The 14,043-nt window shown below is 72.8% G+C and carries 19 protein-coding genes; 6 read left to right on the top strand and 13 right to left on the bottom strand.

The features are described 5' to 3' along the window. The 3 genes from C3488_RS16880 to C3488_RS16870 form a co-directional block, all read right to left on the bottom strand. Positions 1-657, bottom strand: a 657-nt coding sequence (locus C3488_RS16880; protein ID WP_146067879.1) for an ATP-binding cassette domain-containing protein, incomplete at its 3' end; no start/stop codon positions are given. Further along, complete coding sequence (locus tag C3488_RS16875; protein ID WP_103840258.1) at positions 654-1,115, bottom strand: MarR family winged helix-turn-helix transcriptional regulator; 462 nt, start codon at positions 1,113-1,115, stop codon at positions 654-656. The genes C3488_RS16880 and C3488_RS16875, both read right to left, overlap by 4 nt. A 76-nt stretch (positions 1,116-1,191) precedes the next feature. Further along, positions 1,192-2,202 (bottom strand): cation diffusion facilitator family transporter, encoded by a 1,011-nt coding sequence (locus tag C3488_RS16870; RefSeq protein ID WP_103840257.1) that lies wholly within the window; start codon positions 2,200-2,202, stop codon positions 1,192-1,194. An 81-nt stretch (positions 2,203-2,283) separates the two neighbouring features. Here C3488_RS16870 and C3488_RS16865 point away from each other — a divergent pair, with 81 nt between their 5' ends. Then, positions 2,284-2,487, top strand: coding sequence for a hypothetical protein (locus C3488_RS16865; RefSeq protein WP_146067878.1), 204 nt, complete (start codon positions 2,284-2,286; stop codon positions 2,485-2,487). Positions 2,488-2,503: 16 nt separating this feature from the next. On the opposite strand, the gene C3488_RS16860 is transcribed toward C3488_RS16865, so the two are convergent. Beyond that, entirely contained in the window at positions 2,504-3,175 is a 672-nt protein-coding gene (locus tag C3488_RS16860; protein WP_103840255.1) for a TetR/AcrR family transcriptional regulator, read from the bottom strand. A gap of 149 nt (positions 3,176-3,324) precedes the next feature. On the opposite strand from C3488_RS16860, the gene C3488_RS16855 reads away from it, so the two are divergent. Then, positions 3,325-3,882 (top strand): NAD(P)H-dependent oxidoreductase, encoded by a 558-nt coding sequence (locus tag C3488_RS16855; protein WP_103840254.1) that lies wholly within the window; start codon positions 3,325-3,327, stop codon positions 3,880-3,882. A 243-nt stretch (positions 3,883-4,125) separates the two neighbouring features. Here the strand turns inward: C3488_RS16855 and C3488_RS16850 are convergent, their stop codons facing one another. Then, the gene (locus tag C3488_RS16850; RefSeq protein ID WP_103840253.1) at positions 4,126-4,515 is read right to left on the bottom strand and encodes a metalloregulator ArsR/SmtB family transcription factor; all 390 of its coding nucleotides are present in this window, start codon (positions 4,513-4,515) and stop codon (positions 4,126-4,128) included. Positions 4,516-4,576: 61 nt separating this feature from the next. Here C3488_RS16850 and C3488_RS16845 point away from each other — a divergent pair, with 61 nt between their 5' ends. Further along, complete coding sequence (locus C3488_RS16845) at positions 4,577-5,782, top strand: cation diffusion facilitator family transporter (RefSeq protein WP_103840252.1); 1,206 nt, start codon at positions 4,577-4,579, stop codon at positions 5,780-5,782. Between the two features lie 27 nt (positions 5,783-5,809). On the opposite strand, the gene C3488_RS16840 is transcribed toward C3488_RS16845, so the two are convergent. Continuing rightward, a complete protein-coding gene (locus C3488_RS16840) occupies positions 5,810-6,364 on the bottom strand; it encodes a YbaK/EbsC family protein (RefSeq protein ID WP_103840251.1) in 555 nt (184 codons plus the stop codon). A gap of 42 nt (positions 6,365-6,406) precedes the next feature. Continuing rightward, positions 6,407-6,979, bottom strand: a complete 573-nt coding sequence (locus tag C3488_RS16835) for a helix-turn-helix domain-containing protein (protein WP_103840250.1) — start codon at positions 6,977-6,979, stop codon at positions 6,407-6,409. A gap of 93 nt (positions 6,980-7,072) precedes the next feature. Here C3488_RS16835 and C3488_RS16830 point away from each other — a divergent pair, with 93 nt between their 5' ends. Beyond that, on the top strand, positions 7,073-7,930 hold the full coding sequence (locus tag C3488_RS16830) for a DMT family transporter (protein ID WP_103840249.1): 858 nt from the start codon (positions 7,073-7,075) through the stop codon (positions 7,928-7,930). A 2-nt stretch (positions 7,931-7,932) separates the two neighbouring features. Here the strand turns inward: C3488_RS16830 and C3488_RS16825 are convergent, their stop codons facing one another. Continuing rightward, the gene (locus tag C3488_RS16825; RefSeq protein WP_103840248.1) at positions 7,933-8,697 is read right to left on the bottom strand and encodes an acyltransferase; all 765 of its coding nucleotides are present in this window, start codon (positions 8,695-8,697) and stop codon (positions 7,933-7,935) included. A gap of 106 nt (positions 8,698-8,803) precedes the next feature. Here C3488_RS16825 and C3488_RS16820 point away from each other — a divergent pair, with 106 nt between their 5' ends. After that, positions 8,804-9,337, top strand: a complete 534-nt coding sequence (locus C3488_RS16820) for a gamma carbonic anhydrase family protein (protein WP_103840247.1) — start codon at positions 8,804-8,806, stop codon at positions 9,335-9,337. Positions 9,338-9,340: 3 nt separating this feature from the next. Here C3488_RS16820 and C3488_RS16815 read toward each other — a convergent pair whose 3' ends face one another. The 5 genes from C3488_RS16815 to C3488_RS40555 all read right to left on the bottom strand — a co-directional run bounded on the left by C3488_RS16815 (position 9,341) and on the right by C3488_RS40555 (position 13,129). Beyond that, complete coding sequence (locus tag C3488_RS16815; RefSeq protein WP_103840246.1) at positions 9,341-10,000, bottom strand: DedA family protein; 660 nt, start codon at positions 9,998-10,000, stop codon at positions 9,341-9,343. A gap of 205 nt (positions 10,001-10,205) precedes the next feature. Continuing rightward, positions 10,206-10,643 (bottom strand): DUF4442 domain-containing protein, encoded by a 438-nt coding sequence (locus C3488_RS16810; protein ID WP_103840245.1) that lies wholly within the window; start codon positions 10,641-10,643, stop codon positions 10,206-10,208. A gap of 104 nt (positions 10,644-10,747) precedes the next feature. After that, on the bottom strand, positions 10,748-11,593 hold the full coding sequence (locus C3488_RS16805) for a spermidine synthase (RefSeq protein WP_103840244.1): 846 nt from the start codon (positions 11,591-11,593) through the stop codon (positions 10,748-10,750). 61 nt (positions 11,594-11,654) lie between these two features. Then, positions 11,655-12,824 (bottom strand): elongation factor Tu, encoded by a 1,170-nt coding sequence (gene tuf, locus C3488_RS16800; protein ID WP_103840243.1) that lies wholly within the window; start codon positions 12,822-12,824, stop codon positions 11,655-11,657. Between the two features lie 128 nt (positions 12,825-12,952). After that, positions 12,953-13,129 carry a hypothetical protein gene (locus C3488_RS40555; RefSeq protein ID WP_181139053.1) on the bottom strand — a complete coding sequence of 59 codons (177 nt, stop codon included), beginning with the start codon at positions 13,127-13,129 and terminating at the stop codon, positions 12,953-12,955. A gap of 60 nt (positions 13,130-13,189) precedes the next feature. Here C3488_RS40555 and C3488_RS16795 point away from each other — a divergent pair, with 60 nt between their 5' ends. Continuing rightward, complete coding sequence (locus tag C3488_RS16795; protein ID WP_103840242.1) at positions 13,190-14,017, top strand: TVP38/TMEM64 family protein; 828 nt, start codon at positions 13,190-13,192, stop codon at positions 14,015-14,017. The last annotated feature ends 26 nt before the right edge of the window (positions 14,018-14,043 follow it).

Here is a 14,043-nt window from a genome sequence, read left to right as displayed (position 1 = left end):
CAGGGCGACGCGGTCGCAGTACTGGTCGGCCTCGTCCATGTAGTGGGTGGTGACGAGGACGGTCATGCCGGTGGCGGCGCGTACGGCGTTGATGTGCTCCCACACGCTGGTCCGGGCGATGGGGTCGAGGCCGATGGTGGGCTCGTCGAGGATCAGCAGCCGCGGCGCGCTGACCAGCGCCTGGGCGAGTTCCAGCCGGCGGACCATGCCGCCGGAGTACGTCTTGGCGAGCCGGTCGGCCGCGGCCGTGAGGTCCACGGCGGCGAGGGCCTGGTCCACACGGCGGGCGCGCTCGCTGCGGGAGACGTCGAAGACACGGGCGAACAGGGCCACATTCTCCCGGCCGGTGAGCCCGGCGTCTGCGGAGAGCTGCTGCGGTACGTAGCCCAGCAGGCGCCGTACCGCCATGCGCTCGCGCGTCGCGTCGTGGCCGAAGACGCGCACCATGCCGGCCGGGACGGGAAGGAGCGTGGTCATGCAGCGGATGGCGGTGGTCTTGCCCGCGCCGTTGGGACCGAGCAGTCCGAAGACCTCGCCGTCGCGGACGGAGAGGTCGAGCCCGTCGACCGCGCTGGTCTCCCCGAAGGAGTAGCGCAGTCCGGCACAGGTGACGGCGTCGGCTACCGGGGCCTTGCCGTCCGTCGCGTTCCGCGTCATGTCTCCTCGGCCTCCTCATGCAGGTTCTCCGCCAGCTTGCGCAGGGCCGGAAGGGCCGCCTCGAGCGCTTTGCGGTCCGCCTCGTCGAGGCGGGCCACCTGGCCGCGTACGAGTGCCGCGCGCCGCTCGCGCCAGTCGTGCAGCCGTGCCCTGGCCGCCCCGGTGGGCAGCAGGCGCGCGGCCCTCCGGTCGGCCGGGTCCGTCTCACGGATCAGATAGCCGTCGCGGACCAGGTGCTTGACGAGCGTGGAGACCGAGTTGCCCGCCAGGTAGAGCTCCCGGGCGGCATCCGACACTCCGACTCCCGGCCGTTCCACCACGAGGCGCAGCAGTTCCACCTCGGCTCCGCGCAGCGGCGGCGCGGCCATCCCGCCGCGCACGCGCCGGCGGATCAGCCGCTGGACTCCGATCAGCGCGGCCACCAGGTCGTCGGCGAGCCTCTCCGGTTCCACACTCATGAGATTAGCTCTGTTTCAGAGGTATTCGGGGAAAGAGACGGTCAAGGACCAGGCACACGGTCCGACGCGCTCGCCGTCAGTGCCGGTGAGGTTCCTCCCGGTGCACGGGGCCGTGCGGGGCGTCGCAGTGCCCGGCGTCGTCGGTGGCGCTCCGGTCACCGGGCAGGGCCACCTGAAGGACCTCTTCGGGGGCGTGGTCCACCTGGAGGGTGGTGTGGGTGATGCGGTAGTCGTGGCGCAGCACCTCCTCCAGATCACGGCGCACGGCATGGCAGTCACCGCCGGGTTCGACCAGGACGTGCGCGGACAGCGCGGCCTGGTCGGAGGTGATCTGCCAGACGTGCAGGTCGTGCACCTCGACGACGTCCGGCCGGGCGACGAGCCGGTCGCCGAGCGCGTCCGGGTCGACGTCGGCGGGCGCGGCCTCCAGGAAGATGCGGCCGGAGTCGCGCAGCAGCCCGTACGCCGCCTTCACCATCAGGGCGACGACCACCAGCGTGGCGATCGGGTCGGCACGCTCGAAGCCGGTCAGGACGACGACGAGCGCGGCGATCGCGGTGCCGATGAAGGCGAACAGGTCGTTCAGCACATGCTGATAGGCACCCTCGACGTTCAGCGAGGTGCGGTTGGCCTTGGAGATGCAGTAGGTCGCGGCCACGTTCACGACGATCCCGGTGAGCGCGGTGGCCAGCATGAGGCCGCCTTCCACCTGGGGCGGCGCGATCAGGCGCCGTACGGCCTCGTACGCCAGCCAGGCACCCAGCAGAAGCAGGGTGAGGCCGTTCGCCTGGGCGGAGAGGATCTCCGCGCGCTTGAGGCCGTAGGTGAAGCCGCCGCGGGCCGGGCGGGCGGCCAGCCTCATCGCGATGAGGGCGAGCACGATGGACGCGGCGTCGGTGAGCATGTGGGCCGCGTCCGAGATCAGCGCCAGGGAACCGGCGACGACGCCGACGACCACCTCGGCCGCCATGAACACGGCGATCAGGCCGAGCGCGAGGCCCAGCCAGCGGCGGTCGGCATCCGCCGACACACCGTGGGAGTGTCCCGAGTGGTCCCCCGGGCCGTGCCCATGACCGTGACCGCCCATGTGGTCCGCCTTCCCCCTCGCAATCCGGTGTCTCGACGGCAGTGAAACCCATGGCCCCGCCCCAGGGCAAAGGCTGCACCGGTGACCGTTGTCATGTCCGATAATAAGCCGCTGACCTGCACAAACGTTACGGCGACGAGGGACGGGCGGCGCGCCGGCCGTCAGGAGATCGGCGAGCCGGGTGCGTTCGTCACCGGCGGCGGGGCAGAGGACGCGGGGATCGCGGTCGGCGGGGCGACCCTCTCGACTCGTCCGCTCATGGCCGTCATGGCCGCCATGACGTGACGCGCGGGGCCGCGGGTCACTCCGTACATCGGCCGCCGCATCGGCCCGTGTACCGGTCCACCAGGTCGCACCAGCCGGCCTCCACCCGCTCCAGGGACATCCCGCGGCGGGTCAGCAGGTGGTCGACGAGCGCCGTCTCCAGAGAGCCGAGCAACGTGTGCACGACGAGCTCGGTGTCGCCTTCCGCCCGCGCCTCTCGCAGCAGCATGCACACATGGGCGAGCCGGAGCCGGTACGCGGGAGTCGCGCGCTGGCGGTTCGCGTCCATGTGGGCGGCCAGATACAGGTCGCGGTTCGCGTGCTCATGCCGAATGACGGCCGCACCGAAGGCACGCAGCCGCTCCCGGGCGGGCGCGCCCGGGCCGAGCGGCGGCGGCCCGGAGAGGAAGGCGGCCTGGAGCTTCTCCTCGGTGTGGCTGAGCAACTCCATCATCAGGCCCATGCGATCGCCGAACCGGCGGAAGACGGTGCCCTTGCCGACGCCCGCGCCACAGGCGATGTCCTCCATGGTCACGTTCGCGATGCCGCGGTCCGCGGCCAGGCGGGCGGCGACCTCCAGCAGACGCGTGCGGTTGCGCGCGGCGTCGGCGCGCAGCCGGGCCGTCTCGCCGGTGGGCATGAGGGCGAGGTCGGTCGGCGTGTCGATGTCGGCCGGGGGCGGCGGAAGGGGCGGGAGCGGCTCGGTCATGACACCAGACTAGCGCCGCGGGAAGACAATCGGACCCCGGTCCGTTTATGGTGGGCAAGGAAGTGGACCGCGGTCCGGTTGGGGTGGTACAACATTCAACGGACTTCCCCGGTCCGCCTGTACTGATCGCACATTCCGGGAGTTTTGCCATGTCTGTACGCATCCTCGCCCTGGTCGGCAGCCTTCGCGCCGGTTCCCACAACCGTCAGCTCGCGGAGGCCGCCGTGAAGCACGCTCCCGAGGGCGTCGAGGTGGTGCTGCACGAGGGTCTGGGCCAGGTGCCCTTCTACAACGAGGACATCGACGTCGAGGGCACCGTCCCCGAGGCCGCGACCGCGCTGCGCAACGCCGCCGCCCAGGCCGACGCGCTGCTGCTCTTCTCGCCCGAGTACAACGGCACCATCCCCGCCGTCCTGAAGAACGCGATCGACTGGCTGTCCCGTCCGTACGGTGCCGGCGCCCTGACCGGCAAGCCGGTCGCCGTCGTGGGCACCGCCTTCGGCCAGTACGGCGGCGTGTGGGCACAGGACGAGACCCGCAAGGCCGTGGGCATCGCCGGCGCCCACGTCGTCGAGGAGGCCAAGCTGTCCATCCCCGGCTCCGTGACCCGCTTCGCCGAGACCCACCCGGCGGACGACGCCGAGGTCGTCGAGGGCCTGACCAAGGTCATCGAGCAGCTGTCCCAGGCCCAGCCGGTCGCCGCCTGATCTCCCGGCAGGCGGGCCGAGCACGGACCCGCACATGACACGGCTGTGGGCCAGGACCGCGGAGTCCTGGCCCACAGCCGTGCTGTTCGACCGGTCCGGTACAACCGGCGGGGGGTTGCCGGGAGGTCGTCGGCACCCCGGATCCCCGCATCGCGGACGCGGCATCCCCGGCCCCCGCATCACGGACGCGGCGGCGAGCCTGTCGGAGGCCGACGAGGACGACACGGCCGCCGAACCGCCTTCTCAGTCGTGCGCCGGGCTGTCGGTGAGCCGGTGGTCGGCCAGGCTGAGCGCCTCGTCCACGACCCGGCGCAGATGGCCGTCGCGCAGTGAGTAGATCACGCGGCGGCCTTCCTTGCGCGTGTCGACCAGGCCGGCCAGGCGAAGCCGGGCCAGGTGCTGGCTGACGGCGGGCCGGGCCGCGCCGCACGCCTCGGTGAGCGTCGAGACGTCGGCCTCGCCGCCGCTCAGGACGTGCAGCAGGGCGAGGCGGGTGCGGTCACCTAGCAGCGCAAGCAGCTCGGCCGCCAGCGCGAACTGCTCCTCCCCCGGCGTGCGGGGATGGCCGCCGTCCGTGCCGTCCGTGCGCGGCTGCGCATCCTGTGCAGATGATAGGTGCATGCGTGCGCTCATACGCACATAATGGCTCCTGGGCGGGTACCCGTCCACTGCCGCACGGCGGAAGGGACCTGGGATGAGGGACGAGCACGCGGGGCGCGAACAGGTGGGGCACGAGCGCGCGGGGCACGGGGACACGGCGCACCAGCACAGGGGGCACCGGGACACGGCGCACCAGCACGCGGGGGACGGACGCGTGCGGCAGGAGCACGGCCGGGCGCATACGCACGGCCGCCACACCCACCCCCACGACCACCGGCACCCGCACTCCGACGGGCACGACCACGAGCCTGCGCACGGCCCGCTCTCCCGCCTCCGCCACCTCCTCACCCCCCACTCCCACGAGACCGCCGACAAGCTCGATGCGGCGCTGGAGTCCTCCACGCGCGGACTGCGGGCTCTGTGGGCCTCACTGGCCGTGCTCGGGGCCACGGCGCTGGCGCAGGCGGTGGTGGTCGTGCTGTCCGGTTCCGTGGCCCTGCTCGGCGACACCGTGCACAACGCGGCCGACGCGCTGACCGCGGTACCGCTCGGCATCGCGTTCGTCCTCGGCCGGCGTGCGGCCACGCGCCGCTTCACCTACGGGTACGGCCGCGCGGAGGATCTCGCCGGGATCGTGGTCGTGCTGACGATCGCCGCCTCCGCCGCCTTCGCCGCCTGGACGGCGGTGGAGCGACTGCTGGACCCGCGCCCCATGCAGCACGTCCCGGTCGTCGCCGTCGCGGCCGTCATCGGTTTCGCGGGCAACGAGTGGGTCGCCCGTCACCGCATCCGGGTGGGCCGCGCGATCGGCTCGGCCGCGCTGGTCGCGGACGGACTCCACGCGCGTACGGACGGCTTCACCTCGCTGGCGGTTCTGGTGGGTGCGGGCGGGGCGGCGCTCGGGTGGCAGCTCGCCGACCCGGTGGTGGGACTGGCGATCACGGCAGCCATCGTGCTGGTGCTGCGGGACGCGGCGCGCGAGGTCTTCCGCCGGGTGCTGGACGCCGTCGACCCGGCCCTGGTGGACCGGGCGGAGCGGGCGCTCGCGGAAGTGCCGGGTGTGCGCGCGGTGGGCGAACTGCGGCTGCGCTGGATCGGGCACCGGCTGCGCGCCGAGGTGGCGGTCGTGGTCGACGGCGAGGTCAGCGTACGGCGGGCGCACGCCATCGCGGTCGAGGCCGAACACGCCCTGCTCCACGCGGTACCGAGGCTCACGGCCGCCCTGGTGCACGCGGACCCGGCGCCCGCCCCGGGCGAGGCGGATCCGCACCTGGCCCTGGCCCACCACGTCCGGAGCTGACCGCGGCGCCCGTCGGCGCCGAGGCCCTCAGACGCCCAGGCCCTCCAGCACCACCGCGTTCTGCAGTTCCGCGAACGCCTTGCCCGGCACGAGCAGCTTGCCGCGGCGCCGGCCGCTGCCCACCAGGACGTACGGCAGGTCGACGACCCTGGAGTCGACCAGCACCGGCCAGCCGTCCGGCAGCCCGATCGGGGTGATGCCGCCGTACTCCATGCCGGTCTCCCCCGTCGCCACGTCCATGGGCGCGAACGAGGCCTTGCGGGCACCGAGCTGACGGCGGACCACACCGTTGACGTCGACCCGCGTGGCCGACAGGACCACACAGGCGGCCAGCGTTGTCCCACCGCCGCGCTTGCCCGCGACCACGACGCAGTTGGCGGACCGGTCGAGCAGCTCCTTGCCGTAGTGCTCCACGAAGGTCGCCGTGTCGGCCCAGTCGGGCTCGGTGTCGACGTACACGATCTGCTCGGCGGGCACGCCGCCGCTCCAGCGGCGTACGGCTTCGGCGACGGGGCCGGTGAGTTCCTCGAGGCAGTCGGGGGCCGGGACGGCGTGGTCGAAGTCTCCGATGGGTGCGCGCATGACGGCACGCTAACAGCCGGGCTCCCGCGGCCCGCCGGCGTCTCAGCGCACGGGCGGCACCGAGACCGCCATCACCATCTCCATCGGCACGTCACCGTCGTTGGCGTACGTGTGCGGGGTGCCGGCCTCGAAGGAGGCGCTGGCGCCGGTCGGAACGCGGTGCTCGACGCCGTCGACGGTGAGGGTCAGCTCGCCGGCGGTGACGTGGACGAGTTCGACCGTGCCGACGGGGTGCGGGTCCGAGGGGCTGCGGTCCCCGGGCATCAGCCGCCAGTCCCACATCTCCAGCGGGCCGGGTGCCTCCGTGCCGGCGAGGAGGCGGTTGTAGCTGCCGGCGTCGGTGTGCCACAGGCGCACGGCCTGCTCGGCCGGGACGATGCGGACCTTGGGGCCCTGCTCGTAGTCGAGCAGCGTGGTGACGCTGACGCCGAGGGCGTCGCCGATCTTGACGACCGTGCCGATGCTCGGGTTGGTGCGGGCCTGCTCGATCTGGATGAGCATGCCGCGGCTGACTCCGGCGCGGGCGGCCAGCGCGTCCAGGGTGAAACCCCGCTCGGTACGCCACCGCTTGACGTTGCGCGCCAGGGACTGGGTCAGCAGGTCGAGGTCCGACACATTCCGTCCAATATCGTGTATGACAGAGTTGACTCTATTGAACTAAGGTGGGGTGCACCCGATCGTTCACTGAACTGTACTGCGAGGCCGTCCATGACAGCACTCTTCGCCCTGGCCACCAGCCTTCTGTGGGGCCTGGCCGACTTCGGCGGCGGACTGCTGACCCGGCGCATGCCGGCGCTGAGCGTGGTCGTCGTCTCGCAGACGATCGCCGCGGCGGTGCTGGGGGCGATCGTGGCGGCCACGGGCGGCTGGAGCGAGGCGGGGCCACGGCTGTGGTTCGCGCTCGCCGCGGGCCTGATCGGTCCGGTCGCGCTGCTCTCCTTCTACCAGGCACTCGCCCTCGGCCCGATGGGCGTGGTCTCCCCGCTGGCCACCCTGAGCGTGGCGGTCCCCGTCGGCGTCGGGCTGTTCCTCGGTGAGCGGCCGGGGCTGGTGCAGGTGGCGGGCATCCTGATCGCCGTCGCAGGCGTCGCACTCGCCGGCGGCCCCCAGCTCAGGGGCGCCCCGGTGCAGCGGAAGGCGATCCTGCTGACACTCGTGGCCGCGCTCGGCTTCGGCACGGTGTTCGCACTGATCGCGGAGGCGTCGACCACGGTCACCGGACTGTTCCTGGCGCTCTTCGTACAGCGCGCCGCGAACGTCGCCGGAGGCGGAGCCGCCCTGTACGTCGCCCTGCGCAGGGGCGCCCCGGCGCTTCCCGCCGAGGGCCTCCCCTGGCGTTCCCTGCCCGCCCTCGCCTTCGTCGGTCTGGCCGACGTGGCGGCCAACGGCACGTACGCGATCGCCGCCCAGCACGGCCCGGTCACCGTGGCGGCGGTGCTCGCCTCGCTCTACCCGGTGGTCACGGCGCTCGCCGCGCGCGGCTTCCTCAGCGAACGGCTGCGCGCCGTGCAGGCGGCGGGCGCGGGCCTGGCCCTGGTGGGCACGGTGCTGCTCGCCACCGGCTGACCTCAGGATTCCGCCTCCAGCTCGGCGAGCCGGGCGACGTCCTCCTCGTCCAGTTCGGCCAGCGCCAGCAACTGGTCCGGCGTGACGCCGTCCGGGATCGGGGCCGGGGCCGGGGTCCTCAGCGGCGGCTGCCAGCCGGCCTCGGGCGTCCAGCGCCGTACGACCCGTGCCGGGGCCCCCGCCACCACCGCGTGGTCCGGTACGGCACCCCGCACCACCGCTCCGGCCGCCACCACCACGTTCCGCCCGATCCGCGCCCCCGGCAGGATCACCGCGCCTGTGCCGATCCAGCAGCCCGGCCCGATCTCCACCGGCTCCATCCGGGGCCACTGCTTGCCGATCGGCTCATGCGGGTCGTCGTAGGAGTGGTTGGTGGAGGTCACGTAGACGTACGGCCCGAAGTAGCAGTCGCGGCCGATCGCGACCGTGGTGTCGGCGATGACATGGCTGCCCCGGCCGAGGACCACACCGTCGCCGATGCGCAGGATCGGGTCCGGGCCGAGGTCGAGGTCGGGCATCAGCCCCGCGGTCAGCGTGACCTGCTCGCCGATGATGCAGTGGGCGCCGAGGTGGATCCAGGGCTCGCCGAAGACCGTCCCCAGCGGGAAGGCGAGTCTGGTACCTGTTCCCATCGCGCCGAAGCGGAAGCGCCCCGGGTGTTCCGCGGTCACCGACCCCCTGCGCTGCACCCAGGCCCAGCCCGCGTGAACGGCGCGCTGCGCGAGGCCACGGCGCCATGATGAGAACGTGTTCCTGCTCCTGAGCACCCGCTTACCGTAATCGGCCACGAGTGCGGTCGGGCGTTCGGGCGCCTGTGATCTTCGCCCCACCGATGGCATACGGTGCCGGTGTACCGACCACGAGGAGACGGCCATGACGCAGAAGGCGCTGATAACGGGGATCGGCGGACGGGACCCCAAGGTGGATCAGGAGGCGTTCGTGTCCCCCACGTCGGTGGTGATCGGGGACGTGACGCTGCACGCGGGGGCGAGCGTCTGGTACGGCGCGGTACTGCGCGGCGACGTCGAGCGGATCGCCGTCGGCGCGAGCAGCAACGTCCAGGACAACTGCACGCTGCACGCCGACCCGGGCTTCCCGGTCACCGTCGGCGAACGGGTCTCCATCGGGCACAACGCGGTGGTCCACGGCGCGACCGTGGAGGACGACTGCCTGATCGGCATGGGCGCCACCGTCCTCAACGGCGCGGTGATCGGTGCGGGCTCCCTGGTCGCCGCCCAGGCCCTGGTCCCGCAGGGTATGCGGGTGCCGCCGGGCTCACTGGTGGCGGGCGTCCCCGCGAAGGTCAAGCGGGAGCTGACGGCCGAGGAGCGGGAGGTCATCACGCTGAACGGCACGATGTACGCGGACCTGGCACGGGCGCACCGCGAGGTGCACGAGGAAGAGTGAGGCTCACTCGGAGGCCGGTACGGTCTCCGGTTCCGTCTCCTGCTCACCGGCCGCCGCCCTGCTCGCCTTGCCGGCCTTGCGCTTCACGACGAGCATCGAGGCCAGGCCGATCAGGGCCGCCGCCACCAGCCCGAGGTAGGAGAACTTCTTCAGCCAGGACTCGGCGACGACACCCACGTAGTAGATGACCGCGGTGGTGCCGCCCGCCCAGACGACGCCCCCCAGGAAGTTCGCGATCAGGAACTTCCAGTACGGCATCCTCAGCACCCCGGCGAGCGGCCCGGCGAAGATCCGCAGCAGGGCCACGAAACGGCCGAAGAAGACCGCCCACATGCCCCACTTCTCGAAGGACCGCTCGGCGGTCGCGACATGGCCCTCGCCGAAGTGCTTGGGGAACTTCTTCCCGAGCCAGGCCAGCAGTGGCCGCCCGCCCTTGCGGCCGATCGCGTAGCCGATCGAGTCGCCGACGACGGCGCCGGCGCTCGCGCAGGCCCCGAGGACCACCGGATTGATGTCGCTGTGCTGGGAGGACAGCAGGGCCGCCGACACCAGGACGATCTCGCCGGGCAGCGGGATGCCCAGGCTCTCCAGACCGATGACCAGCGCCACCACGGCGTAGACGGCGGCCGCCGGGACCGTGTCGAGCCACTCCTGGACGTGCACCGCCGGTTCCTCCCCGATTCGCGTCCCTGCCTTCACGGCGCGCGGGCCCGGCCGGCATCGCGCACGCCGTGAAGCCTACCGGCTCCGCCGGCCGTGCCGCCGTCCCAGAGATGGTCGCGTCCCACTGCGGCGCCCAGGAAAGGGCCCCGGCCAGGGCAGACGCGCCAGGCCGGGGCCCTTCGCCGTACGGCGGCCCTTGGGGGCCTCAGCCGTTGGGGCGCAGTGTCCAGACGACGGTCATTTCGCCGGTGACGGCGCCGTCCTCGCGCTGGATGGCGATGGAGACGGGGAACTCGGGACGCAGGCCCGCGTCCAGCTCCGCGACGACCTCGGCGGCGGGGCGACCGAGCGTGGCGGTCGCGGTGACCGGGCCCATCGCCAGCTTCTTGTAGGCGATCTCGGCGCTGACGGCGAGCGGTACGGCCCGCGACAGCTGCTCCCCGAACGCGGCCAGCACGATCGCGCCACTCGCCGACTCGCCGAGCGTGAACATCGCTCCGGCGTGCGGCCCGCCGACGTGGTTGTGGAAGTCTCCCTGGTCCGGCAGGGCCACCACGGCCTTCTCCGGCGTGGTCTCGAGGAACTCCAGGTTGAGGGTCCTGGCCATCGGCACCGTGGCGGCGAGCATCTCGCCGATCGACATCTGGTCTGCGCTCATGCGCGACATGTTACCCGTCAGTAGCTATGGCTGGAAGGGGGCTGCCCCGTGCGTTTGCCGGATGCCGCACCGCCAGACCTGGCACCCGGTCAGCCGATGCTGAAGGCGCCCTCGGGAGGTTCGGGCGACGGGACGGCGTTCTCGTCGTGCACCGGCTCGGCGCCGCCGATGAGGTCCCGTAGCGCCGCGCCGTGTTCCACGCGGGCCGGGAACGCGTCCGCGGCGGACCGGCGGGCGAGCGGTGCCGTGTCCAGTGGGCGGTGCCCGGCGATGAGCACGGCGTTGCCGAAGCGGCGGCCGCGCAGCACGGCCGGCTCCGCGATCAGCACTAGCTCCTGGAACACCGCTGCGAATGTGGCGAGTTGGGAGCGCAGGAAGGCGAACGGCGCGGCGTCGGCCAGGTTGGCCAGATAGACGCCGTCCGGACGCAGCACCCGCTCGGCGGCGCGCGCGTAGGCCACCGTCGTCAGGTGGGCGGGGACACGGGAGCCGCCGAAGACGTCCGCGATCACGATGTCGGCCGAGGACGGCGGGGCGTCCTCCAGCCAGGCGCGGGCGTCAGCCGCGTGCAGGGTGATGCCGGAGCCCGCGGGCAGCGGCAGGTGCTCCACCACGAGGTCCAGCAGGCCCCGGTCGGCTTCGACCACGTCCTGCCGTGAGCCGGGCCTGGTCGCGGCGACATAGCGCGGCAGGGTGAGCGCGCCCCCGCCGAGGTGCACCACGTCCAGCGCTCGCCCCGGCTCCGCGGCCGTGTCCAGCACATGGCCGAGCCGTCGCGCGTACTCGAACTCCAGATGCGTCGGGGCGTCCAGATCGACGTACGACTGCGGCGCCCCGTCGACCGTGAGGAGCCAGGCCCGCTCACGGTCGACGTCCGGCATCAGCTTGGCGGTGCCGTAGTCGGTCGTACGGGTGACGGGTATCGGCTCGCTCACGGCTCCATTGTGCGGGTGCGGGAAGACCGCGGCCTCCCCGCACCCGCTCGGAACGGCGCCTTCAGGCGACGGACGTCACCGTGCCGGCGCCGACCGTCCGGCCGCCCTCACGGATCGCGAACCCCAGCCCCGGCTCCAGCGGCACCTCACGGCCCAGCTCCACCGTCATCGTGACCGTGTCGCCGGGACGGACGACCGCCGTCTCCCCGAGGTCGACGTCCCCGACGACGTCCGCCGTACGGATGTAGAACTGCGGCCGGTAACCGGTCGACACCGGCGTCGTACGCCCGCCCTCACGGGCCGACAGCACGTACACCCGCGCCGTGAAGCGCCGGCTCGGCACCACACTTCCGGGCGCCGCGACGATGTGCCCGCGGCGGACCGCGTCGCGCGGCACCCCGCGCAGCAGCAGCGCCACGTTGTCCCCCGCCTGCGCCTCCTCCATCGGCTTGCCGAAGGTCTCCAGACCGGTGACCACCGTCTCCGCTTCCGCGCCGAGCACCTCGACCCGGTCGCCCACCCGGATTCTGCCGCGCTCGACCGCGCCGGTGACGACCGTGCCGCGGCCGGTGATGGTGAGCACGTTCTCCACCGGGAGCAGGAACGGCGCGTCCACGTACCGCTCGGGCATGGGCACGTACGTGTCCACCGCGTCGAGCAGCGCGTCGATCGCCGCGGTCCAACGCGGGTCCCCCTCCAGGGCCTTGAGCCCGGAGACGCGTACGACCGGCACGGAGTCCCCCGGATAGCCCTGCGCGGTGAGCAGGTCGCGGACCTCCAACTCGACGAGGTCGGTCAGTTCCTCGTCGCCCGCGTCGGCCTTGTTGAGGGCGACGACGATGTGGTCCACCCCCACCTGCCGGGCGAGCAGCACGTGTTCGGCGGTCTGCGGCATGATCCCGTCGAGCGCGGAAACGACGAGGATCGCCCCGTCGAGCTGCGCGGCCCCGGTGACCATGTTCTTGACGTAGTCGGCGTGGCCCGGCATGTCCACGTGCGCGTAGTGCCGGGTGTCCGTCTCGTACTCGACGTGCGCGATGTTGATGGTGATGCCGCGCGCCGCCTCCTCCGGGGCCCGGTCGATCCGGTCGAACGGCACGAAGGTGCCGGTGCCGCGCTCGGCGAGGACCTTGGTGATGGCGGCGGTCAGGGTGGTCTTGCCGTGGTCGACGTGGCCCATCGTGCCGATGTTCAGGTGCGGTTTGGTGCGCACGTATGCCGTCTTGGGCATGGCTGTACCTCGTAGCCTCTTGGTGGTGCCGAGTGACGGCCCCGGCGTCGAACGTTGCGGCCGGGACGGGGACCCCGAGGTCTTGCCGACCCTCCCCCTGCGGGGTCCGCCGGACAATCCGGGAAGGGTCAGCTTCGGGCGCCGTCGACGGCGGCCACGAGGAGCGGGACGGCAGCCTTCGGGGCATCCGCGAGGGCGGATGCTGCGAGGACGAAGGCGTACCGGAACATGCCGTAGAGCATCGCCGACTCGTCCGTCGGCGTCGAATGGTTTTTCCCGCGGGGCGAGTTCAGCGAGAGATGCATCTCATGCTCTTGAGGCGGACCATACGGCGATCACACACACCCGTCGGTTACTGTCACCGAATGCTCGATGCCACCACCCGCTCTGGCGGCACCGCCACGGCCTCTCCCCGGGCCGTCACCACGGCCTCTCCCCGGGCCACCGCCACGGCCTCTGCCCGGCCCGCCGCGACGGAGCTCAGGGCCGCGCCGGTCGCCGCCGCCGTCGTGTCGCCCGGTTTCGCCGCCCGTTGCACCAGAGCGCTGCTGTCGCCGTGGTCGCGTCTCGCCCTGCTCGCCGCGCTGCTCGCGGCGGCGGCGTCCTGTGTGCTGGCGTTCGAGCCGCAGAGACTGCTGGCGCACGGCTGGCCGCCGCAGCTGGGAGGTACCGCGGCGGCCGCCGTCTTCGCGGTGGCGTACGGGTTGTGCACGGTCGCGTTCGTGCCGCGCCCGCTGCTGAACCTGGCAGCGGGCGCCCTGTTCGGCTCCCCGCTCGGTACGGGCGCGGCCCTCGCGGGCACCGTGCTCGGGGCCGGGATCGCGTTCGGGCTCGGCCGGGTGCTCGGGCAGGACGCGCTGCGTCCGCTGCTGCGCGGGCGATGGCTGAAGGCCGCGGACGGGCAGCTCAGCCGGCACGGCTTCCGCTCGATGATGGCGGCCCGGCTGTTCCCAGGGGTGCCGTTCTGGGCGGCCAACTACTGCGCGGCCGTCTCCCGGATGCGCTGGGCGCCGTTCCTGCTCGCCACGGCGCTCGGATCGGTCCCGAACACCGCCGCGTACGCGGTCGCCGGAGCCCGCGCCGCGAAGCCGACCTCGCCGGCCTTCCTGATCGCGCTGGCCTTCATCGCGGTGCCCGCGCTGGCCGGAGCGGTGGTGGCCTGGCGCAAGCGCCACCACCTGCGCGGCCGCTAGCGCTGTGACCACGGGCCGGCGGTGGA

This window comes from Streptomyces sp. Ru72, assembly GCF_002920635.1.
GTDB lineage: Bacteria > Actinomycetota > Actinomycetes > Streptomycetales > Streptomycetaceae > Streptomyces.
The sequence above is the reverse complement of the archived record's forward strand: the minus strand, read 5'-3'. Positions and strand labels throughout refer to the sequence as shown.